Annotated in this window: 22 protein-coding genes; 11 read left to right on the forward strand and 11 right to left on the reverse strand. The window is 37.6% G+C overall.

Features of this window, described 5'->3' with window-relative positions; all coding sequences use genetic code 11:
* Positions 1-17: 17 nt before the first annotated feature.
* On the reverse strand, positions 18-2,117 hold the full coding sequence (locus tag CTN01_RS09630) for a S9 family peptidase (protein ID WP_045150381.1): 2,100 nt from the start codon (positions 2,115-2,117) through the stop codon (positions 18-20).
* A 477-nt stretch (positions 2,118-2,594) separates the two neighbouring features.
* Between CTN01_RS09630 and CTN01_RS09635 the strand changes: the two genes are divergently transcribed.
* Positions 2,595-3,125: a hypothetical protein gene (locus CTN01_RS09635; RefSeq protein WP_045150380.1), complete on the forward strand. Its 531-nt coding sequence runs from the start codon at positions 2,595-2,597 to the stop codon at positions 3,123-3,125.
* A gap of 249 nt (positions 3,126-3,374) precedes the next feature.
* Here CTN01_RS09635 and CTN01_RS09640 read toward each other — a convergent pair whose 3' ends face one another.
* The 5 genes from CTN01_RS09640 to CTN01_RS09660 all read right to left on the reverse strand — a co-directional run bounded on the left by CTN01_RS09640 (position 3,375) and on the right by CTN01_RS09660 (position 7,708).
* Positions 3,375-4,349 carry an acyltransferase family protein gene (locus tag CTN01_RS09640; protein WP_244156120.1) on the reverse strand — a complete coding sequence of 325 codons (975 nt, stop codon included), beginning with the start codon at positions 4,347-4,349 and terminating at the stop codon, positions 3,375-3,377.
* A gap of 265 nt (positions 4,350-4,614) precedes the next feature.
* The gene (locus tag CTN01_RS09645) at positions 4,615-5,439 is read right to left on the reverse strand and encodes a GIN domain-containing protein (RefSeq protein WP_107188337.1); all 825 of its coding nucleotides are present in this window, start codon (positions 5,437-5,439) and stop codon (positions 4,615-4,617) included.
* Positions 5,440-5,730: 291 nt separating this feature from the next.
* Positions 5,731-6,357 carry a TPM domain-containing protein gene (locus CTN01_RS09650; protein ID WP_080896242.1) on the reverse strand — a complete coding sequence of 209 codons (627 nt, stop codon included), beginning with the start codon at positions 6,355-6,357 and terminating at the stop codon, positions 5,731-5,733.
* Entirely contained in the window at positions 6,351-7,109 is a 759-nt protein-coding gene (locus tag CTN01_RS09655; protein WP_045150376.1) for a TPM domain-containing protein, read from the reverse strand. The genes CTN01_RS09650 and CTN01_RS09655 overlap by 7 nt, the downstream gene beginning before the upstream one ends.
* Positions 7,109-7,708 (reverse strand): LemA family protein, encoded by a 600-nt coding sequence (locus CTN01_RS09660; RefSeq protein WP_045150375.1) that lies wholly within the window; start codon positions 7,706-7,708, stop codon positions 7,109-7,111. Before CTN01_RS09660 ends, CTN01_RS09655 begins: the two co-directional genes overlap by 1 nt.
* A gap of 727 nt (positions 7,709-8,435) precedes the next feature.
* Here CTN01_RS09660 and CTN01_RS09665 point away from each other — a divergent pair.
* Both CTN01_RS09665 and CTN01_RS09670 read left to right on the forward strand, forming a co-directional pair.
* Positions 8,436-9,452, forward strand: a complete 1,017-nt coding sequence (locus tag CTN01_RS09665; RefSeq protein ID WP_045150374.1) for a hypothetical protein — start codon at positions 8,436-8,438, stop codon at positions 9,450-9,452.
* A 441-nt stretch (positions 9,453-9,893) separates the two neighbouring features.
* Complete coding sequence (locus CTN01_RS09670; protein WP_045150372.1) at positions 9,894-10,436, forward strand: hypothetical protein; 543 nt, start codon at positions 9,894-9,896, stop codon at positions 10,434-10,436.
* Positions 10,437-10,846: 410 nt separating this feature from the next.
* Here the strand turns inward: CTN01_RS09670 and CTN01_RS09675 are convergent, their stop codons facing one another.
* Complete coding sequence (locus CTN01_RS09675; protein ID WP_107342152.1) at positions 10,847-12,121, reverse strand: M12 family metallo-peptidase; 1,275 nt, start codon at positions 12,119-12,121, stop codon at positions 10,847-10,849.
* 494 nt (positions 12,122-12,615) lie between these two features.
* On the opposite strand from CTN01_RS09675, the gene CTN01_RS09680 reads away from it, so the two are divergent.
* Positions 12,616-13,041 (forward strand): hypothetical protein, encoded by a 426-nt coding sequence (locus CTN01_RS09680; protein WP_045147584.1) that lies wholly within the window; start codon positions 12,616-12,618, stop codon positions 13,039-13,041.
* A 168-nt stretch (positions 13,042-13,209) separates the two neighbouring features.
* On the opposite strand, the gene CTN01_RS09685 is transcribed toward CTN01_RS09680, so the two are convergent.
* Both CTN01_RS09685 and CTN01_RS09690 read right to left on the reverse strand, forming a co-directional pair.
* Positions 13,210-13,788, reverse strand: a complete 579-nt coding sequence (locus tag CTN01_RS09685) for a hypothetical protein (RefSeq protein WP_045147581.1) — start codon at positions 13,786-13,788, stop codon at positions 13,210-13,212.
* Positions 13,789-14,053: 265 nt separating this feature from the next.
* Positions 14,054-15,541 carry a SulP family inorganic anion transporter gene (locus tag CTN01_RS09690; protein ID WP_045147580.1) on the reverse strand — a complete coding sequence of 496 codons (1,488 nt, stop codon included), beginning with the start codon at positions 15,539-15,541 and terminating at the stop codon, positions 14,054-14,056.
* Between the two features lie 457 nt (positions 15,542-15,998).
* On the opposite strand from CTN01_RS09690, the gene CTN01_RS09695 reads away from it, so the two are divergent.
* The 5 genes from CTN01_RS09695 to CTN01_RS09715 all read left to right on the forward strand — a co-directional run bounded on the left by CTN01_RS09695 (position 15,999) and on the right by CTN01_RS09715 (position 20,837).
* Positions 15,999-17,036: a potassium channel family protein gene (locus CTN01_RS09695; protein WP_005364464.1), complete on the forward strand. Its 1,038-nt coding sequence runs from the start codon at positions 15,999-16,001 to the stop codon at positions 17,034-17,036.
* A gap of 247 nt (positions 17,037-17,283) precedes the next feature.
* Positions 17,284-17,589: a nitrite reductase (NAD(P)H) small subunit gene (locus CTN01_RS23025; protein ID WP_244155960.1), complete on the forward strand. Its 306-nt coding sequence runs from the start codon at positions 17,284-17,286 to the stop codon at positions 17,587-17,589.
* 262 nt (positions 17,590-17,851) lie between these two features.
* Positions 17,852-18,805: an HlyD family secretion protein gene (locus tag CTN01_RS09705; protein WP_045147577.1), complete on the forward strand. Its 954-nt coding sequence runs from the start codon at positions 17,852-17,854 to the stop codon at positions 18,803-18,805.
* Positions 18,805-19,731, forward strand: a complete 927-nt coding sequence (locus CTN01_RS09710; RefSeq protein WP_045147575.1) for an ABC transporter ATP-binding protein — start codon at positions 18,805-18,807, stop codon at positions 19,729-19,731. Before CTN01_RS09705 ends, CTN01_RS09710 begins: the two co-directional genes overlap by 1 nt.
* Entirely contained in the window at positions 19,731-20,837 is a 1,107-nt protein-coding gene (locus tag CTN01_RS09715; protein WP_045147573.1) for an ABC transporter permease, read from the forward strand. Before CTN01_RS09710 ends, CTN01_RS09715 begins: the two co-directional genes overlap by 1 nt.
* 79 nt (positions 20,838-20,916) lie before the next feature.
* Here CTN01_RS09715 and CTN01_RS09720 read toward each other — a convergent pair whose 3' ends face one another.
* Entirely contained in the window at positions 20,917-21,168 is a 252-nt protein-coding gene (locus CTN01_RS09720) for a DUF2999 family protein (protein WP_005364493.1), read from the reverse strand.
* Positions 21,169-21,524: 356 nt separating this feature from the next.
* Between CTN01_RS09720 and CTN01_RS09725 the strand changes: the two genes are divergently transcribed.
* Positions 21,525-21,830 (forward strand): septal ring lytic transglycosylase RlpA family protein, encoded by a 306-nt coding sequence (locus tag CTN01_RS09725; protein ID WP_230627082.1) that lies wholly within the window; start codon positions 21,525-21,527, stop codon positions 21,828-21,830.
* 44 nt (positions 21,831-21,874) lie between these two features.
* Entirely contained in the window at positions 21,875-22,633 is a 759-nt protein-coding gene (locus CTN01_RS09730) for a hypothetical protein (protein ID WP_045147571.1), read from the forward strand.
* A gap of 62 nt (positions 22,634-22,695) precedes the next feature.
* On the opposite strand, the gene CTN01_RS09735 is transcribed toward CTN01_RS09730, so the two are convergent.
* A complete protein-coding gene (locus CTN01_RS09735) occupies positions 22,696-23,454 on the reverse strand; it encodes a DUF2076 domain-containing protein (protein ID WP_045147570.1) in 759 nt (252 codons plus the stop codon).
* Positions 23,455-23,767 lie beyond the last annotated feature (313 nt).

The following is a 23,767-nucleotide window of genomic DNA, read 5'->3' on the forward strand; positions in this document are numbered from 1 at the left end:
CGATTAAATAGGGCTAATTATTTAGCTGCTTTTTCGTTTAATAGATCGATAAAGAAAGCATATTCTAGAGCATCTTCATGTAGTGCTTTAAATCGACCTGATGCACCACCGTGACCGGCTTCCATATCGGTTTTAAACAGTAAACGATTGTTGTCTGTCTTCATTTCACGCAGCTTAGCAACCCATTTCATTGGCTCAAAATATTGTACCTGTGAATCATGTAGCCCTGTTGTCACAAGCATGTTTGGGTAGTCGTGCTGACCAACATTATCGTATGGAGAGTAACTTAGCATGTACTCATAGTACTCTTTTTGATTTGGGTTACCCCATTCATCGTATTCGTTCGTTGTTAGTGGGATCGACTCATCAAGCATAGTCGTTACTACATCCACAAACGGCACTTGTGCTGCAATTCCGCAATATAATTCAGGCGCTTGGTTGGCAATGGCACCCATTAATAAACCACCCGCAGAGCCACCAACGGCAAAGATCTTATCTTTAGCACCATAGCCTTGCTCAACAAGGGTTTTGGTCACATCAATGAAATCATTAAAGGTGTTTTGCTTGGTGAGTTTTTTACCATCTTCATACCAAGGACGACCCAACATTTCAGAACCACGAATATGAGCAATCGCGTAAACAAAACCACGATCAAGCAAGCTTAAACGTGATGATGAGAAACTAGGATCAATGGTTGAACCATAAGAACCGTAGCCATATTGATAAAGCGGGTTGGTGCCATCTTTTTTAAATAAGTCTTTACGGTAAACCAAAGAAACAGGTACTTGTTTACCGTCACGAGCGTTGATCATCAAGCGCTCAGATTTGTAATTATCAGCGTTAAAATCACCTAGTACTTCAGCCTGTTTTAATAACGTAAATTCACTGTTATCAAGGTTGATATCAAAGTGAGAAGCTGGCGTTGTCATACTTGAATAGTAAAGACGAAGCTTTTTGGTATTAAGCTCTTTATTACCATAGAAGAAAGCGGTGAATGCTTCATCATTAAAGTGTAATTCACGCTCTTCATTGCTATCTAATTGACGAACTGTCACATGGGTTAAACCATTTGAACGTTGCTGATATACAAGGTAGTTATCAAATAGCTCGTAGTCTTCCAACATCACACCTTCGGCTGGCGCTATTACATCTTGCCACTTTGACTTATCACCAAGTTGATCGGTTGAAACCTTCATTAAGCGGAAATTAACAGCGTTATAATTAGTCAGTACGTAGAACTGCTGTCCAAGTTTCGAAATACTGTACTCTAAGCCTTCTTCACGCGCTAAGAATGGTTTTGCAGTGGCGTTTGGATCGTTAGCATCGATAATAGAAACCGCACTGGTTTCAGTGCTTGAATGCCAAATATACACCAATTCGTTATCTTTACTTTTACCTATTGAGGTATAAAACGTTTGATCTTTTTCTTCAAAAATCAGCACGTCTTCTGTTTGGTCTGTACCTAATTGGTGACGGAATACTTGATAACCTAGTAAGGTTTGTGGATCTTTTTTGATGTAATAAAACGCTTTGTTATCGTTTTGCCACGCAATGGATCCGCTGGTGCCTGTGATTTCATCAGCAAGGTATTCACCCGTTGTAAGGTTTTTTAATTTGATGGTGTAAATACGACGGCTAACGGTATCTTCACCATAAGCCAGTAAATTTTCATCTTGGCTAATGCTTAGGCTTGAAACGTTATAGTACTCGTGGTTTTTAGCCAGTTCGTTAATATCAAGTAATACGGTTTTATTCGTTCCAGCAAAATCGTCTGCTCGAACTGAAACAGGATATTCATTATCGCCCGTTACTTCGCTGGAATAGAAGTAATTACCTTGTTTTACGGGGACTGAATTATCATCTTTTACAATACGGCCTTTAATTTCTTCAAATAGTTGCTGTTGTAATGTGTCTGTATGCGCCATTACAGCATCGGTATAGGCGTTTTCTGCGTTTAAGTGTGCAATGATCTCAGGATCACTGCGTTTATCATCACGCATCCAATAGTAATTATCGGTACGTGTATCATTATGGATGGTCATTTCATGTGGTACTTTCTTTGCGACTGGCGCTTTAAGTGAAGACGCATGAACCACGTTTGTTGTTTTTGTATTCACAATAATGTCCTTCCAAGTATCTTCTTTTCATTGAGCATAAAAGAAAATTTAAAATAGGATACAACGATTACCATAAGGTGTTGTATTTTTGTTATTTTTTAAGCCAGATTTAGGCATAAATAAAAGCGATAAGAATGTATTTATAGTTTTATTATGCTTTGCTTATATTCTATATCTTGGGGTATTTCTCTATTTTTCAATCCTTAGCACTAAAATCGTAGAAGTAAGATAAAAAGTAACATCATAGATGCTATTTTTTCCTAATATGAAACAGGGATATTTGTAATTGAAGATTTCAATTATATAGAAAAAAGCTAACGCATTGGTTTTATTATAAATTTATGAAATAAACCATGTGTTTTTTGTTCAAAAAGTCTTTAGTGGTTCTAAAAAACGAAATAACGTGATTTCACTCACGTAATGAACTTGGCTAGAGACTAATATAATAAATATAACTAATTGATAGTATGTATTTTTATGAAGAGCACATGGATTATAACTTTAGGTATTGTTGTTGGTGCTATTGTGATAGGCGGACAATCTTTTTACCAGTTTCTGACCTCACAAAATATTCTTAACGAACCAAGTGGTGAAGTTAGGTTAGGTGACGTTTACGATGAACAGTTAACGACGACAGTTACGATTACAGATGCAGATAATAAGACGCCCATCTTGATGATCATGACGGACACAGATCAGATAACAATGGATGTGAAGCAAGAGCTGAGTCAAATGGTAAAAGAAGCCAATGAAACGCTACCTGCACATGAAAAAATGCGATTAGAAACGACCTATTTTGATACGAATGTGAACATTGAGCTAACCACAGAAGTGACCTACCATTCTCAATATCAAAATAAGATGAAGGTAACAATTGACGATACAGTGTTATCTCATCCTGCTGACGATCAATACCACTTTGCTGAAGCCGTCGATATGTTAAATACCTACGCGCAGAAAATGGATACGATTTACCATCAGAACGACTCCTTTATTCATAAAACCTAGATCTTGTAAGGCGATCAGGATAGAGCGTACAGCTAGTAGGAAGAAGAGTAATGCAGTGTATCTCTCAAATGTAACATTAATCCTAATGGTTAATATCTAGCTGTGTGGGTGGACAGAAAGAAGCATACTTTTTGTAGAGGATATAGCGTAGATGGATTAGCCTGTGATTTCTACTTTAGGTCATACGAGTAATAAATCTGATGGACTGTGACTCCGTCACCCGATGACAGAGTCACATGTTTAGCTTGTTCAGAAGATACGTTTGAGGATGGGTGTCTTGCAAATAAGGTAGCCAATCGCAAAAGAACCTATCACCGAAGGAATAGCAATAACGACAAAGTTTACTAAGGGAGTCTGAGTCATAAAAGATTGATAAAAATCTGCGGTCAATTTCATTGGGTAAAGCTGCACCACATAAGCAGCAAAAGCAGTACGAGTCAACATAGAGCTCCATCGTCCCTTGGTATTGCATAGCTCTTTGAAGCAATATAGTAGAAACATCGACATCCCTATCACGGTGAATCCACGAGTAACCATATCTGCATCATAACCATAGCCGGAAGCTATTGGTCTGATGAATGACATAGCTATAATCCACATTAGGATCCCATAAAAAGCGTGTTTCAATTCCAGCTTATCCAGCCACTGATACCTATAAGCTAGGACGCCAAAGTAAAACATGCTGATATACATTGGAAAATTTTTAAGAAGGCGAAAGCCTAGGAAAGTGCTACCCAGGCTATCCATAAGATGCAAGCCAAAGAAATTGACGGGAATCATTATTATGGCAAACAGTAGAATCTTCCAAATTGCAGGAATCGGCTTATCGACGAAACCTTTTTGACTCCCTGAGGTGATTTGAGAACAGAGTGCAAATACTCCGCTAAACACTATTAGGGTCCAACAGAACCAGGTAACTCCCAAATCAATATTTCCGGTAAGGAAAATGCCTTTAATGTTTGATGTGGCATAGTCAAGTGACATCATTGGAAAGATCACAAGTAAGGTTATTAAAGTAGGGATCCCGAGGCGTTTTAGTTTATCCAACATAAACTTTCCAGCTCCTTTACGCTCAATCGAAGGGATCACGAAGTAGGCTGATATAAAGAAAAACAGCGACATAAAAAATGACGCATTGATAATCACAAATGTGTCTAAAATCTCATATTGATATTGCATCGTTTCTTTGACGGGGGGTAAATTAAACCCATTGGAATTTTGCATGCAATTATTGCACTATGAAATACAATTACAATTATCGTCAGCACCCATTTGATATTATCTAGGTAGTCGTAGCGCTCAGTTTCTATTGAATTATTCATTAGTTTCCTGTTTGTTTTAACCTTTTTAAACCCCAAAAAAAGACAGCATGATAAGAATAAAAACAGCGGATTTACACGAGTGTTTTTCTAATGTAAATCCGTTATTGATTATTTTTATCGAATCACATATTAATGAGGATTCTCGTAGATAAGATTAATGGGTTGGCTTACATTGAGTGTATTTGCCCTGATCCTGTTATAGATACCGATTTAAGTGCAGGTGATCCTGTAAGATAGAGATCACCACTACCTGAAATATTGACTGAAGCCTGATCTTTTACATCGGCATAAACACTACCAGAGCCTGAAATATGAATATAGGCATGACTAGCTTGGACGCCTGATTTATATGTTCCTGAGTTCTCAAGTTTAATCGTTTGCAAATTTACCTTACCTTCTGAAATATTAATGGAACCACTATTTGCAAGTGATGAATCAAGGTTATTTGCATTAAGGTTGTTGATATTAATTGACCCACTATTTTTCAAGTTAAGCTGGAAGTTATTTGTATTTAAATTTCCAACTGAAATACTGCCGCTATTAGCGAGTGCAATATTGGTTGAATCACTGACATTAATTTTTTCAGCCGAAATACTACCGCTATTTTCGACATTTAAATCAAGATCATTTGCCTTGATGTTAGAGGAAATAACAACTTTTCCTGAGTTCTTTGTACTAATCTCAGTGATGTCTTTCAAAACAACGTAGTATTTTACCGAGTTAGGCTGATAGTTATAACTATGTTTTAGATTTAAATTGAGCGTGTTCCAAGTTTTAGATACATCAAGTTCAGGTACGAGTGCCTTATCGATCTCTATTCTAAGAGAGTCCTTATTCCCTTGTTTGATAAAAAGATCGCCCGCTGAATTTAAAGCGATCTTGGAAACCCCTTGAATATCTTTATGCATTGTTACGGTTTCAGCCATAGCTTTTGAAAAAGAGAGGGTACCAACAGCGAGTAATACTGTAAGGAAAAGTGGGCTTTTTCTCATTGAATGTCCTTTTATCGGTCAATTACTGCATACAACGTGGCAGTGTACTTTAGACAAAAAATATCGTGTCGTTTTGTTAATAATTGCCAAGGAAGTGTAAAATATTGTAACTAAATGATACATACGATATTGTTTATTTAACAAATAACGGGGCGTGATGTTAGGACGTAACACTGATTCAGTAATTTAATACGTTGCTGCCGAGAAAGCGCCTAAATACTTATATACAAATAATAATGATAATAAAGAAAAAGGCGCTCAGTGAGCGCCTTTTGGGTGTGGTATTTGAGATTAACTAATCACGACTAAGCAATTAGGTAACTCATTTTTGTTTTCAGTTAATGGATAAGCATTAGCCAGTAACTTGCTTGATTGCTCTAAGCACTGCAGAAAGCCTTCATAGGTTTTTCCTGCGCGAACATTAGTTGTGAAATCAGCAACAATAGAACTCCACGCTTCATCACTGATTTGTTCACTAATACCGAAATCCGTTAAGACTTCAACGTAATGTTCAGCTTCACAAACAAAAATCATCACGCCTAAATGCTGCTTGGTACGATGAATACCATTGGCGAGAAATTGCTCTCTTGCCACTAGGCTAGCACGACGATGTTTCACTGCTTTTGGCACCAGGCGATATTTAATCGCAGGGATCCTAAATAACAAGGTAAACGCGATAAAGCCGACTAACTGACATAATAGAACGTCGTTTAACTCTAACCAAAAAGGTAAGAAATTGAGTAGGGCGGGAATAAATAACGCAATAATTGCTGCCCACAATGTCGGTACAAAATAATAGTCGTCGGCTTTAGTTGCAACAACAGTCATTAATTCAGCATCGGTTGTTTTTTCAATTTCCCCAATTGCTTGGCTGATTCTTTCTAGTTGTTCATTAGTAAATAACTTCAAATTTACCATCCTCCTGATGCACCGCCGCCACCAAAGCCACCGCCGCCGCCACTAAAACCACCACCACTGCTACCTCCGCCAAAGCCACCACCATTACCGCCAGAGCGAGGAAAATTCCCCGAACCAAAACCACCACTGGTGAATACATCACCATTGCGACGATAATATTGTGAACGATTACTTCTGCGTCGGCTAAAAGCGATAATTTGAATCACGATGACAAAGAGTATGAATAGGTAAAGATCATAAGACGGTTTTTCTTCTTGAACCACAGGCTTATATTCACCTTTAATTGCACCAAGGATCGCTAAGACGCCATTTTTAATCCCTGTGGCAAATTGTCCTGATTTAAACTCAGGTTTTATTTCGTGGTTGATGATACTAATGGCTGTCGCATCTGGTAGTGCACCTTCTAAGCCATAACCGACTTCAATCCGGATTTTCTTGTCGTTATAGGCAACAATTAATAGCACGCCGTTATCATGCTCTTTATTGCCAATACCCCATTTACGACCGAGTTGATACCCATAATCGGCAATAGGGATCCCATCTGTTGATGGAATGGTAACAACAACGACTTGGTTTGAAGATTGTTTCTCTTCATCCGCAAGCAGTTGCTCTAGCTGTTTTGTTTGCGAAGCATTAAGGATATGCGCATCATCCACCACACGTCCCGTCAGTTTTGGGAAGGTGGGTTGTGCAAAGCAAACTTGGCTAACTAGCAACAAGAGTCCGGTAAAATACAGGACTTTTTTTATCATTAGAATGCTACCTTAGGTGCAACATCAGCATTGGGTGCCGTTGCTGAGAAGTTTGGTTTAACGGTTAAATCGCTATACATGATCCAATGCCAGATACGACCTGGGAAAGTACGAATTTCTGTATTAAAGGCTTTAACGCTATTAATGTAATCACGACGAGCAACTGCAATACGGTTTTCTGTACCTTCAAGTTGTGCTTGTAGTGCGATAAATTGCTCATTGGCTTTTAAATCAGGATAACGCTCAGATACAACCATTAAACGAGATAGCGCACTGCTTAGTTCTCCTTGGGCTGCTTCAAACTTTTTAAAGGCTTCAGGGTTGTTTAATGTTTCAGGGGTAACCTGCATTGAAGAGACTTTTGCACGCGCTTCTGTAACAGCCGTTAATGTATCTTTTTCATGGCTAGCATAGCCTTTCACCGTTGCTACAAGGTTCGGGATCAAATCAGCACGGCGTTGGTAATTATTTTCAACCTGTGCCCAGTCTGCATTTACTTGTTCATCGAGCGTGGGAATTGTATTAATACCGCAACCTGTCAGTTGGAGCAGTAAAGCTAAGCTAAATACCCATTTCAGTACTTTTGGAAAATTAAACATTCGTATCCCTTCTGTTATGTATGGTCATGATTACATTTACGTTGTTTATTAATAATTGAACAATGCAAAATAATGGAGTTTATACATGTTAAGTATAAATAAAATTAAATAATTATCATAAATATGTCATTGTTATTTTTAGTATAAAAAAACAATAAGACGCAATTATTATGGCAAAAATAAAGGGTGTGCTAGGTGGTTAGCATCTCTAAATGTGTAATAACTATCTTACTTGTTACTAGCTGACTTTTTGGTGGCTTTAAGTAAGGAAAGTGTGTTTCTTTGGTAGTCGCGGTTTTCTTGCGAATTTAAGTTAAAGAGGAGAGATACAGCAACATCGGTCATGCTGAAACGATGTCTTTCGATATTATGAATTGGCAATACATCTAACTCGGAATTGCCCCAAAACGTGTTAGATTAAATACTCATTCATATTTTATTAACGTGATTTTGGGTTAGTTTTATTTGCTATGTATTTAACCAGTTATAACTAATCTTGATGATTTCTGCTATTTGTCCTTGGATTTAATAAGAAATCTTTTTTAATAACAACATTTCTTACTTTCTACATACCCCAAATTCACTTCGAAAGGTAAAGGGTGTTGGTAAAATATTGATATTTATAGGTTAAGTGGGTTATGGTGCGTCATTCTTAAAGCATCTTTTTACTTAAAATTAAGAATGCTTATTAATAAGCTGTTATTGAAAAAGAGGTTTTCGAGAGATAATGAGAAAGTTTAACAGAGATAGTGCATTTTCTATTGCGGTAAAAGATCCTGATAACTTTGATAGGCAAGAGGCAATTCTTGAATCTTTGGTGATTGGGGATTCCTTGTACCTAATAAAAGCCAATAGCATTTATAAAATGCTTACTGCGGATTCAATCGATCCGGAAGGTACTGAATTGGGTACTAAACATTCGTATGAAAAAGTAGCTGATTTTGGTTGCAGTTCTGAGTATGTCGCCAGAGTCCTGATGCAAGCGGTAAAGCTTGTGCCGTTTATTAACAGCTCAGACGCAGAAAAAGATGAGATTCTATCCCATATATGGGGATTGAACAGCCAGCTTCTAAATTGCAGAAATGTTGTTTCAGAACTTGAACACCTCTATCAAGAGCTGATTCCTAAATGTAACCAAATCATTTCAGATAACCAAAATAATGACTTTCTCCCAGCATTACCCAAGGTTCCCGAATTAGACTCTAAAGTTCGAGTTTACCTTACAAATGCTAAGCTAGTGTTGATAGATACCTTTAAATTTTTGTCTCTTTTTTATACGATACCAATTAATGATAGAAACGAATCACACTTTAATAAGCATATAGAGTTTTTGAATGAAAGATTGGGTGCAGACAACGAAATAGTAAAATTGCTTGATCAAGATTTTGATTGGATTCGCTTACTTTCAGAATGCCGCAACGCGATAGAGCACCCTGGGGAAGGACAACGGGTAGAGGTCGAGAATTTTAGTATTAAACCCGGTAATCGGTTTTCACTTCCAGTGTGGACATATGATCTAACAAAAAAACTCAAAGTAAAAAAAGGTCCACATGATTTGCTAAATGACTTAGATGTTCTTTGCTCTAACATGATGCATCTGATTGAGGATCTAATAGTTTTGGTAGTAATGGATAAGCTCAAAAGCCATCCTATTCTTGCTCTTTGTAAGATAGATGAACAGGCTCTCAAGAGTGAGTGCCCAATTCGGTATGATGTAACGTTAAAAAACAATATGGTGAGCTAGCTAAGTTTTCATATAACAAAAACATCAAGTTGACGCGTTAACACAGTGGTTTTGGTTGGGAATTCAGTGCACTTTGTGGGTTCACCGTGGCGCCACTTATTTTAGGCGTTTTCCTTACTTTTCTTTATACATACCAGCTAAAATATAGCAAATAACCTAACTAATTTCTGTCCAACAACGAGCTAGCTCTCTTGGCTAGCTCAGAAATGACCAAAATCACTTAGATTAAATAATCAACACAATTTATAAGGCGTGTGTTTGCCCTACTAAAACTTATTCGAACTGTTTATTCCTGTCATTAGGCGACATCTTGCACTCCCACTTTTCTTTATGTGTCATAACATATTGATTATCAATTGAGTTAATATAAAAATGACTGCATCACCGCTGAAGGAAAGGCGATAATTTTTCGCCTAATCAACGTTATAAATTAAGGAAATTATGAACGATATATTAAGTACTGCTGCGGCGATAATTGCTTCTGTAGGAGGAAGCACTCTAATCGTGGCAGCATGTTCAAATTGGCTGGCAAAACTTTGGGCATCAAGAATGCTCCAAAATGAGAGAGCGTTGCATGCAGAGAAGCTAGAAAGCATAAAAAATGAACTAGATTTGTTAAAGCAAAAGGATGTGACTAGGCATTACGAAAAATTAGTAATCTATAAGGATGTTATACATTTAGTTTGTGAAATTTTGCGCGAGCTGGAAGCTGTGACAGTTGGTAAGCAAAAGGCCTTAAGCGAAGAGGCTGAGCATTCATTCTCTTTCAATCGCACAAAGGCATACGGCTATATTGCACTCGTATCAAGCCAAAATGTTTTAGATAAATACAATGATTTGATTGACTACTTTATTCCTATTGTTTACGAAGGTCAGTCAGGTTCATGGGTCGAAATGCGAGGAAAAGCTGATGAAATGTTGAATGCTATGCGCCTTGATCTTGGCATTAACGAAGAAGAAGTTATGTATCGGGGATCGCGTTAATTTATAACAAATAAGGATTAAGGTGTTGCGCTGCCAACACTAAATCCCAAGTGTTGAACAAGCCCGAAGCCACCTAATGTAAGCAAATATTGATAGTAAGTTGGATAGCGATGCTGAAGTATCTCCATTACTTTTCCTAATAACTATCATCAGAAATGCGGCTAATACTCTAAATGATTTTTGTCCAATAACGAGTTTGTTATTTTGACTAGCTCGTATAATGGACAAGTTAACTCTACGAATTTGTATTAATACTTGTCTCTGCACTTTAATTTAGTTACCAATCAAATAAGATCGTTTATATCTAATTTAAGGTAACTGTTTCTAACAGCATCAGGTAATAATAAACCCGTTACATTCTTTATGGTATGTAACGGGTTTAGCTCTCGATTTATATATTTTCTATCTGATTACTGCTTTCTACGCCAATACGCAAAAATCGTAATCAAAGCTAGAAAGCCAAGCGATGAACTACCACCACCGCTGCCACCGTTATCAGGCTGTGGTTCTGGTTCTGGTTGTGGCTCATTATCTTTAGGTACAGACTTCCATTGTGTATTAACGTCACTCACATTGAACGCACCTTTTAGCACTTCGTTCGTTGTTTGTGCTACCGCATACACGGTATTTTTCACATCTAAACCGTTTTGGAAGTTTTGGTCAGAAGTAGTCATTAATTCGTGTAATTTGGCAAAGTCCACACTGATTGTTTTACTTGTTTCATCTTCACCAAGAGAAAAATCAATAGGTGTTAAACCAATACCGTTACCAGCAATAAATAATGTACCTGTATCTTCGGTTTTACCCGTTCGAGTTACGGTAAAATCAAATTGCTGTGTATTAATATTTTCAGTTGCCGCTAATTCTAACGTGCTAGGTGTGCGGTCTTTCATAGTGTAACCGTCTTGCTGCGTACTGTTGTAGTAACGCTGCATTACTTCACCATTGGGATTTTTACTTTCATCAAGTAAAGGACAGTTAGCCGTACCTGTAATTAATGGTGTTTTTGAATAGAACTCTGCATTAGCGATCATAAGAGGTTTTGAACCATCTAAACATGTTGACGCAGCTAATGCATTTGCATAATATTCATCCACAACGTCATGTTGATGATTTTCATCACTTTTCTCATGCAACGCACCCAAAGCGTGACCCATTTCATGCGCGAAAGTGTAATAATTACTATCTGTTTGATCTGAACCATACATTGTAGATTTATTTAAAGTGACATAACGGTGTTGTCCCATTTGATATAAAGGTTCACCATCAGGATCGAATTCTGCATCACTTTCGGGTTGAGTGGACGCACCAAGTACACTTGTATCACTTTGAGAAATTACTACAGAAATAAATGGTTTAGATTGCCACGCAAACTGTTCACGATTTGCGTTCATCATAGAATTTAATCGGTGTGTAACTAATGTATCATCGTAGCTTTCATAAACAACTTTATCTACAAACAAATCGATAGTTAAGCCATTTGCTTTGTAAACGTCATTCGCACTTTTAACATTATTGAAATGACTAACTGTATACAATGAAGCGTCAGGTGTACCTTTGAACTTATCATTCAAAATTAACTCAACACCTAAACCATTTCCTACTTCAACACTAGCTATTGCCATTGGATTAACTAACATTGCAGTTGTCGCAATTAACAGGGATTTATTAATGTAATTTTTCATCTGCCTCTCCGTTGCTATTAATTCCTTGCGTGCAAAATACAGCTTCACTTTCGCTTTTTTAACATCTGCAATCGTGCTTTTATAGTGAAAAATCAATCTAATGAAATAAGAAGTAACATTTCATTTTATTTTGCGTGACAATTCAAAGGCGAGAAAATTAATATTAAGAGTTGATTTTTTTATAGCTCATTAGGTAATTAGGTAAGGCGTTGTCCATATTTTTCCTAACACCTATCAAACTAGATATAGTTGAAAGTCTAACAAGCTTTTGTCCAAAAACGAGCTAGTCATCTTGGCTGGCTTATATCTACCCATTTCTTACTTTCTACATTTCAAATAAACACTTTGATACAAAATAATGCAATCAAACTCATGATATTTATAAATTTAATTGATTATTATTGTGGGGCTTTAGGGGCATTCTTTTGCGAGAAAATAAGAATGCTGATTAACACAATGTTATGTGTTTTTATTAAACAATTGAGGCGATAATCATGATAGAGCAGTATAAGACAATGATTACTGACTATTTCTATATCTCAAATCTAATCAAAAGTTATGTTCAAAAAAATAAAATTGAATATTGGGATACTGAGTTTATCAGGTTAGAGTTTTATTTCGCTTCAAAATCCCAAGAGTACGATGTTAAAAATTTAGCAAAAATTTTAGTGGCTACTGAAAATCAAGTTCAAAACTTCTTTGTTGTTCATTGCTGCCTAAGTAATTACCTAGACGATTTAATTGGTGATCGAGAGTATTCTACTTGGTTTGTTGATAATGATAGTTTAAACGTCAGTTTTCCTGATGATATGACAGGGCAATATGATATTGCTGACATTTCGTTGCTTATGAAGAAAACTGAGGAAGCCAACTGGAGTTTTCCGGCACTAGTAGAATCTTGGAACGAATTTCATAAATAAAACACCTAACAAGCTTTTATCCACATATGAGTGAGCTATTTAACTAACTCAATTGTGATCACCAAGCGACTCTGTCGCATCTTAACTACCCAACAGAAACGTAGCTATAAAACCCATTGTTATGATTAATAGTTAAGGCATCAAGCAACCCAATCGGGTTGCCTGATATTAGGCGTTTAACACCTTCTGATTGTTTGAGTGCCAATCAAAATAGGAGTTGTTACAACCATAGTTTCTTGCTGAGCCTTTTACAATTTTGATCGCATCATCTGAAGACTCAGAAAACGTAAATGGTTTGGTTGATTCACTATACCAATGTTTATCACCTTGTTGAAAAGTAAGGCGGAAGTTCACAATTTGTAATGCATCGTTAATTTGATAAAAGCCCTGATCTTCGGTGGTTACTGAGGTCTGTATTTTTCTTGCTTTATCGTTATAAACAAAATCTGTGGTATGAATATCGTAATGGTTACCTGTTCGCATAATGTTGAGCTTTCCATTTATTGCGATTTCAGCAGTATTGATATCAATCGGGCAATGAAAGTTTTTTCTTGTTGGTGTTTTATTAATACACTTTTTTGCCTGCTCTAGAATGGTTTGGTTTATATCAAGTTCTAACTTTGATTGCTGTGTTTTTTCTTGCTTAGAAAAATGCGCAATATTAGCCGTCGGTTGTTCGGTTTTATTGTAATAAAAGCAGAAAATCGTAATTAGTGCTACTGCGCCTATGAGTCCATATTTCTTCATAACTATGTAATTGACTGTTGTTTTATTGCAGACAATAAACGAGGTGTCTAGGGCTGTAAATAGACTTGAGCAAGGGCAAAGCGAGTATCACAAAGAAATGACAAACGTGAATCGAATATGAAGATGCAGAGAGTCATGTTAAGTTCATGGCAAGGGGAGAGGCAGATAATTGCCAAAATTTAGTGTGTTTTTATTAAAAAAATCAGCGAGTCAGTTTGTCACTAACTCACTGATTATATAATCATATTCTAACTAATGATTGTTTTTAATGCCCAGTCAGCAGTGCATCAAGAGCGTCGGGTTTATCGTGTATGCAGAATTTATCGACAATGGTACGGGATGCCGAGTTCATTCCAATGAGGTCGACATGAATCCCTGAACGACGAAACTTGAGAATGACTTTATCTAATGCTGTTACCGAACAAACGTCCCAGAAGTGCGCAGACGATAAGTCTATCGTTACCGTCTCTATCATTTCTTTAAAATCAAATGACTCGATAAACTTATTGGATGAGGCAAAAAAGACTTGTCCAATAACGGCATACTCTCGGGATTTATTTTTCGTCAGATCACTTTTCTGAACTGTCATATGGCTAATTTGGTGCGCGAAAAACAATGACGCAAGTATTACACCGACTAATACGCCTATAGCCAAATTATGGGTTGCGACAACAATGCCGACTGTCGCTAGCATGACAAGGTTAGTCGATAGTGGGTGCTTTTTAAGATCCAATATCGAGCGCCATGAAAAAGTACCGATTGCGACCATGATCATCACAGCAACTAATGCTGCCATTGGGATCTGTTTTATCCAAGGGCCAAGAAAAACCACCATAAATAATAAGAATACGCCAGCAGCTAAAGAAGACAGTCTTCCTCGTCCACCTGATTTTATATTAATAATGGATTGCCCAATCATGGCACATCCCGCCATTCCACCAAGCAGGCCTGTAAAAATATTGGCAATGCCTTGACCTTTACATTCTTGGTTTTTATTACTTGCTGTATCGGTGAGATCATCAATGATAGTTGCGGTCATCATTGATTCTAATAAACCGACGGCGGCAAGTCCTATCGCGTAAGGGAAAATAATACTCAGGGTTTCAAAATTTAGAGGCACATTTGGCCATAGAAAAATAGGAAGAGTATCGGGTAAGTTGCCCATATCACCCACAGTTCGTACATCTATTCCGAACATAATGGCGATAGTGGTTAAGGTTATTATACAGACAAGTGGTGATGGGATTAATTTTCCAATAACTGGGATATAAGGGAATAGATAAATAATACCAAGACCTGCCGCCGTTAATGCGTATACGTGCCATGTCACATTGGTTAATTCGGGTAATTGTGCCATAAAAATTAAAATGGCTAATGCATTAACGAAGCCTGTAATAACGGCTCGGGAAACAAAACGCATTAATTCCCCCAATTTTAAATAGCCGGCTAAAAGTTGCAAAATACCGGTTAGCACTGTTGTAGCAAGTAAGTATTCTAGGCCATGATCTTTGACTAAAGTCACCATTAGCAGTGCCATAGCACCCGTTGCAGCAGAGATCATGCCTGAGCGACTACCTGTAATGGCAATGACAACAGAGATACTAAATGAGGCGTATAGTCCTACTTTGGGATCAACACCAGCAATTATAGAAAAGGCAATCGCTTCAGGAATTAATGCTAAAGCAACAACGATCCCTGCAAGTAAGTCACCACGAATATTAGACGTCCAGTCGAGTTTGAAATTTTTGAACATTGAATTCTCAATATTTACACGTCAACACGCACCTGAAAGAGATCAGGTATGAGTTTTATGTTTGTTTGATAAATTTTAGGCGCGAGAAATCAGCCCTGAGGGCATAAATTTATAGCGCAAAGAAAAAGCCAAATACCGAAGATAGTATTGTGCTTAAGTTAGCTGTGATAGCTAGAGAGGGGAGAAACTAAGGCGGCGTAATTAACACGGAGATTAATATCCTCATATTGATAAAAAAAAGCAATATACAGCAATCGATAATAGAATTAAATGCTAATTAAAGACGTTGTAGTGAATAATATGTAGTATTTAATGTTTCATTATTAGCGGTTGATTTTAGTTATTTACTTTGAGTGATATTTAAATGCTTTACAAATTAAGCACGCCTTTTAAATATTTATCTCTAACAAGCTACGCTTAAATATGAGGGTTATATTTATTTTAGTGTGGGGTGAATATGGGGCTGTGGTTATACCTACAACGGATCACGGTAAAATATTTCTCTCAATTAACTGGGCGAAATATTGCAGTTATCACGGGTTTATACATCGCAATAAGTTGGTTGCTACTATTCCTTGTGGGTGAAAAACAATTAAGTAGTTCTTTCTCCACTTTCTTTTATTACTTAGTCGTAACAGCTTCTACTGTAGGCTATGGCGATCATTCCCCTGAAACCGCACTAGGTAAATGGGTGGCTGCGCTATTTATTATTCCGGGTGGTTTAGGGCTATTTGCTATTGTTGTTGGTCGGGTAGCAACCTTGTTCGTGAGCGTTTGGCGACGTGGCATGTTAGGAAAAAGGAGTCTTCAAATGGAACAGCATATTTTACTGTTAGGGTGGAATGAAAATCGAACGCTTAGTATGTTGCGAATGTTACTACATGAAGAAGCAGGGCGTCGGACGATTGTGTTATGCACGCGTTCTGAAATCGAAAACCCTATGCCTGATAAGATTGAATTTGTCCGTGTCACTAGCTATACCAATGCCGAGGAAATGGCGCGTGCTAGTCTAGATAAAGCCAGTTGTATTATTGTTGATGCGCTACATGACGATGTAACCTTAACTGCGGCATTATTTGCGGCAGGTCGTAATCCAAATGCACATTTACTGGCTTATTTTGATGACGAGGGGCTGAGCGATTTATTAAAGCTTCATTGTCCTAACGCGGAATGTATCCCTTCGGTTGCGATTGAAATGCTTGCTAAATCAGCCGTCGATCCCGGATCGAGTTTGCTTCATCAAGAGCTATTGAGTACGGATAAGGGGATGACTCAATATGCGATTGATTACCCAACGACGCAACAACCAACAACCTTTGCATTATTGTTTGAGCATTTTAAATATCAGCATGATGCTATTCTTATTGCCTATGAAGATGGTAAGGGTATTCAAGTTAATCCGCCATTGAACCAACCTATTACGCCTGATACTCGTCTATTTTATATTGCGGATGAACGTGTTGATGATATGACATGGCCAGAGCCTGCATCTTGATGACTCATCGTTGTGCAATGAAGCATTATATTGGTGCTATGGATGATTACGGTAGAATTACAAGATTAAACGAATAGCAACTAAGTTATTGTTATATAATAGTAATATTTTATTTTTTCATATTGGCATACTCACTGCATTAATCTTATTGCACATTCACTATCACGTTAAGCATTGGCGCTTATCTCTTTTTGGGATAAGCGTTTTTTTTATTTCAGTGACAGTGCGATATTGTTAAGGGGAAGGGATGATTAGCCAAGGAATTAAATCAACATGTCCATATTGTGGTGTTGGCTATAGCGTTGTAACAAAGCCGTCTGAGATTATTGGTGATGTATTTCATCCAACAAATCGTGGTGCACTGAGTGTAAAAGCTTATGTCATGAGTCGCGGTATTGTTGGCGATCAAGATGGTGTGCTATGTGTCGCCTCAGCATTATTGAAACAACATTATGATCTGGCTACAGGAAAGTACTTAGAAGTGCCTGAGCATACCCTTGGTACATGGAAAACACGTTGGAACGATAACGAATTATGGCTTTATATAGATTAGTGATTAATATGAAGTTGAGAGGTGTAATTCTATTAAGAAAACGTTGAAAATAGCGTTCTAGCACTAATAAAAACAAAGCAGGCTCAAGGCCGGCTTTTTTGTTGATGGCTCTAAGTTAATTATTCGCATGTTGTTATAGGTAATGACTAAAGGTGTGATGAATAAATAACTTTTAAAATGACTTTGATGTTCTAATATCATATTGAATACAAAGTGATTTTATACGCATATACATTTATGTGTATTGAGAAGGAATGCATAAATGCGACTAATAATAAAATTATATACCTTATTATTTCTCTCAGCGTTAACGATGGGCTGTACCCAGCAAGAAAGTAAGTTGGCATTAGGAACATTGGAAAGAGATCAAATCAAATTAACGGCAACCGCCAATGAAATCATTACCTCGTTACCGATTAAAGAAGGAAGTGACGTTAAAAAAGGCGATGTGCTGGTTACCTTACGATCTTTACAGCAGCAAAGTCGATTAGATAAAGCACGTGCATCGCAACAACAAGCCGAATTTTATTTAAAGCGTTTAACCAATGGTGCAAGACCAGAAGATATTGCTGAAGCCCAAGCTTTAGTTGTCCAAAATCAAGCGAATCTAGAAGAAAAACAAGATGAATACGTACGATTTCAAAAACTCTATCAAAAACGAGTTGTTTCGGCAGCAGATCGAGATCGTGTATTGGCACAAAGAGATATCGCTCAAGCCGAGTTGACAGTTGCTAAGAATAAACTCAAAAAATTACTTAATGGCGAGCGTTTAGAGGACATTAAACAAGCGCAAGCGGCACTGTTAGCGGCAAAATCTGAAGTGCAATTACAGCAAGAATTATTAAACGACTATACGATTAAAGCAACGCGAGATGGTTTACTTGAAAGTTTGCCATTTCATGTGGGAGACCGAGTAGCTTCAAACAACACGGTTGCAATTTTAACCGCGCATACTGTCCCTTACGCACGTGTTTATGTGCCTGAACCTTATCGAGTTAAATTGAAAGCTGGTGATATTCTTAAGGTACATATTGATGGACTTGAAAAGAGTTATCAGGGAACACTACGCTGGATTGCTACCCAACCTTCATTTACACCTTATTATGCGTTAAGCGGTGATGATCGCTCTCGTTTAGTTTATCTCGCAGAAATCGATCTACCGCCAGATGGTAAAGATTTACCAGCCGGTATTCCTGTACAAGTGGAGATGCCGTAATGAGTGATAATGCGATTGTTACTCAAGATCTTACTCGTAAGTTTGGTGATTTTGTTGCGGTTGATAATTTAAATCTGAAAGTGCCAAAAGGTGCTATTTATGGGTTTCTTGGCCCGAATGGCTGTGGAAAATCCACAACATTAAGAATGCTAACAGGCTTGTTAACCCCGAGCCAAGGCAAGGTAGATGTATTGGGGTTATCTATTCCTCAACAAGCCGAACAACTCCGTCTTCGTATGGGCTATATGACCCAGAAATTTTCTCTTTTCCAAGATCTTACCATCTATGAAAATCTAGAATTTATGGGGCAAATGTTTGGGCTATCGAATAAGCAGTTAATACCAAGAATTCATGAACAGCTTGCTGTGTATGGCTTAGATCAAAGAGCCAAACAACGAGCTGGAAGTTTAAGTGGTGGTCAAAAGCAACGTTTAGCCTTAGCTGCGGCCACAGTGCATAATCCTGATCTTTTGTTGCTTGATGAGCCTACTTCTGCCGTTGATCCAGAAAATCGTCGTGATTTTTGGGAGCAGTTGTTCGATCTTTCAGATAAAGGAACAACTATCCTTGTCACTACACATTATATGGATGAAGCCGAACGTTGCCACGGTCTTGCGATTATGGAAGCGGGAATTGTGCGTGCAGATGGGTCTCCACAGCAACTTATGGAGAATATGGCTGTTAATGTTGTTGAAGTAGAAGCTGAGCATTTAAGGCAGCTGAAACCGATTATTGTGCGACTTCCTGAAGTGCGCTCTGCAGCACAGCTTGGTATACGTTTAAGAGTATTAATAGCCAAACAAATTAATAATCCTATCGAATGGCTAAAAGTTCAAATTCCTCAATTGCAAGCAGCAACAATGACGATTACACGCCCCAGTCTTGAAGATGTTTTTGTAACCAATACTGGAAAAGGTCGGCAGTAATGAATCAAGCGAAATTAAGTTTACTGCGTATCAAAGCGCTAATAATAAAAGAATTACGTCAATTAAGTCGTGATCGTATCACCTTTGCCATGATTGTTATGATCCCATTGGTTCAATTATTACTGTTTGGTTATGCGATAAATACGGATGTACGTAATATACCTGTAGCCGTTGTTGATCAAAGTAACTCAACAACAGGTAGGATGATGGTGGAGGCAATAAAAGCAACGCAAGCTGTTGATGTAATTCATAGTTATGCTACTCCTCAGCAGGGTGAAAAAGCGATTATTGATGGTAAAGTTAAAGCAGTACTTGTGCTTCCAAATGATCTTGAACGTCGAATTATCCAGCATCAGGTATTAGGGCAGTGGCTTGTTGATGGTTCAGATACTGTTATTAGCTCGACCATCATGCAGTTAAAAAACATGCCATTTAAAGATGTATTACCACAGAGAGCGATCGCAACTAGCAGTTTTGAAATAGCCTTATTTTTTAACCCTGAGCGAAAGTCTGCCATTAATATTATCCCGGGTCTACTGGGGGTAATATTAACAATGACGATGGTGCTATTTACTTCTGTTGCAATAGTAAGGGAAAGGGAACAAGGAAATTTAGAGTTACTGATCACGACGCCTATGTATCCCTCTGAGCTTATGTTCGCCAAGATCATTCCCTATATTTTTATCGGCTTAATTCAATCATTCATTATATTAAGTTTGGGGAATTTGGTGTTTGATGTGCCGATTAATGGTGCTATCACGCAGATATTTTTAGCAACGCTACTGTTTATTCTTGCCAGTCTTACGCTTGGGTTAGTGATATCGACAAAAGCAAAGACTCAATTACAATCAATGCAGATGACAATCTTTATTATTTTACCTTCTATTTTATTATCAGGCTTTATGTTTCCTTATGAAGGAATGCCCTTGTTTGCACAGTGGTTAGCTGAGATATTACCGACGACGCATTTTATTCGTATCATTCGCGGAATTGTACTTAGAGGTGCAGATATGATGGAGTTATGGCGTGATACGCTGTGGCTTATTGGTTTTACGATATTCGGTATGCTCATTGCTATAATGAGGTTTAAGAAAAATTTAGATTAGTGTTTTAGATATATAAAGGTCGATATAACAATTTGCTAAACGCTGTGTTTTTAACGACCTTTTACTATTGAATAGTATTCTACTTATTAAGTTGTGCTTTTGCTTCTTCAACTTTAGAGAAGTCTAAGCCTAACTCTTCCACTGCTTCTTTGATTAACGCTGGGTTCTGCATTACCTGCGCCATCAACTGTTGCAGCTTATCTTGTGGCAAGCCGAGCTGACTAATTGTTGTCATTGCTGCAAGAGGGTTTTGTGTCAACGTTTGAAAAATCTCATTAATTTGGGAGTCGCTGATATTGTTCTCTTTCAACAGGGCAATAATTGGGTTCATCACATGACCTTTAACGGCTAAATAAAATAGACAAATAGTTTAACACTAGCTTTTCGTTCTGAGTACTGAGAAATGACGTTTACTCGAAGTTAAGAACTATTGCTAATTACCCATAAAGAATAAGAGATTAAATTTGTTACTTACATATCTATGGGTTATAACTTTTACATAACCTTTACATACGAATTATCAAATAGTTATATGATAGCGTAAAATTGCTCTGATGCTTATACATAGGACTAATGATGTTTGTACCGAAAATAGCTATTCGACACTGTGTTTTATTATTTGTTTGTTTATTAACAGTTGGAGGATGTGCAAACTCAGGCAATACGGAATTAACAAAAAGATCTGTTTTGAGTCATAAGCACCATACTGAATATGGTAAAGCATCGTATTACGCCAATAAATATCAAGGGCGTAAGACAGCAAGCGGGCAGCGTTTTGATCAAAATAAACCAACAGCAGCGCATCGAACATTACCTTTTGGTACCAAAGTTAAAGTAACTAACTTAGCAAATAGTAAAAGTGTTGTTGTGACAGTGAATGATCGAGGCCCATTCACCAAAGGGCGAGTAATAGATTTATCCCGTTCAGCCTTTAGTGCGATCGGAAATACAGCGTCAGGTGTACTTAAGGTAAAAGTTGAGACGTTAAATTAGCCTGTATTAGTTTATCACCATGACGATGATTGAAAGGATATTAGATGATTTTAGAAACACTTCACCAGTCGGTACAAACCGTTTTTACTAATAAAGTACGGTTAGTAAAGGCATTACTCATTCCATTTATAGTGACGTATTTATTACGTTCATTAAAAGTATCAATAGCAGGTAGTGAGATATATGAGGAGATTATTGTATTTGTCTTAAATATAGCAATTTTCCTTGTTTCTTCGATTATCTGTCTACGAACTCAGCAAATACTAGACAGCCATGGTACAGACGATACGCGCTTTTCTACCTGGAAAGGTATCAGCTTTGATGCCCAGCAGCGTCACTATACGACTTATTTGTTCCTACTATTTGGATTGTTAAATGCTATCTGGGCTGTTTTTCAAATCGATTATGACTGGGTAAATAACGGCGTACTGTATTGTATATTGTTACTATTAGGCTGTGCAGGTTGGGTGATTTTTTCTCGTCTATCTTTTGTTTTACCAGCTATTGCTGCGGGGAAAAAAGCGTCTTTTAAAGATGCACTAGAGCTGACTAAGCATAAAAGATTATATGCCTTTGTGATTGCTGGGCTGCTACCTGTTGCGTTTTATATGTTGTTTATCGGTTTACCTATTTTCTTATTATTTGCTAACCCTAACTTTGCGATGAGCCTTAAATTTATTTATGTGTTTATCTGGGGCGTTATTGTTATTGCAATTCCATTTATTATTGCAGCAATTGAAGCTACAGCTTATCGTGCTTTAATGGATAATTCAGAAGCAACCGAAATTTCTAGCGTAGAATAAATGCGAATTTTAGAGAGATAAAAAAAGAGCGCTGATGCGCTCTTTTTTGTTTTTGTAATCGATTATAGGTCGTCGTCGAAGTCACCAAAGCCACTGTCGTCGCCACCACCAAAACTATTGTTAGCGAATAAGTCATCGTCACCAAAGCCGCTGTCATCACCGCCAAAACCTGAGTCGCCAAATCCTTGGTTATCATCAAAGCCTGAGTTACCAAATCCACCGGTGTAATCAGAGCTAAAGTTATTAGCTGTGTCGTCTAGGAAGCTGCTACCGCCTTGGTCGTCGAACGCAGGGTTTGCAACATCCGCTTCTGGTACAGCCTGATCTGCAGATGCTGTATCAGGCGCCGCATCTTGGGTTGTATCAGTTGCATCTGCTGCTGGCGCTGGATCAGCCGCTGCTGTATCTGCTGGCTGATCGTGATCAAATAACATGTTACTAATTACGCTACCTGCAACCATACCTGCAGCAACACCAGCCGCTGTTTGCATAAACCCACCAAATGCACTTGGTTGGCGAACAGGTGTTTGTGGTGGCTGAGGAGCAGGACGAGAGCCACCAAACATACGACTTAATGAGCCACGGTTTGATTCTTCTTTATAGTACTCAGCATTCTTTTCTAAATAGTCGTTCTTCTCTTTTAGCTGTTTTAATGCCATTTCTTGTACTAGAACAGCTTGAGTAAGTTTGTAAATAGCATCGGGTTGAGATGCTATTTCATCGGCAATGAATTTTTCAGCATCTGCATCTTTTTTGCTTTCTGGGCTTTGTTTGAGCTTAGTAGCAACACTTTGAATAAGATCTTTTTCTTGTGGAGTCATGGTTTTTACCTTCTCAATACCCTATGTGCAGGGATAGCTTAGTTGCATAGTTGATTCTGAAATAAAAAGAATCAACTTGGCTTTATAGGTTAGTTCGTTACAGCATTATTCACATTATTAACTTGAACAGTAGCTGAATATACTAATACAAGCCTTAAATCTAAATAAAATGCCCAGATAATGTATTACGAAAGTTGTAACACATCTACTCTTCGCCACAATAATTAGGGACGATTATTGTTACTATCTGTAAATGAGGGCTGCAATGTGAAATATCAATCCAGTAATAGGTTAAAACAGCATAAAATCAAAA

It is taken from the genome of Photobacterium angustum, assembly GCF_003026365.1.
Lineage (GTDB): Bacteria > Pseudomonadota > Gammaproteobacteria > Enterobacterales > Vibrionaceae > Photobacterium > Photobacterium angustum.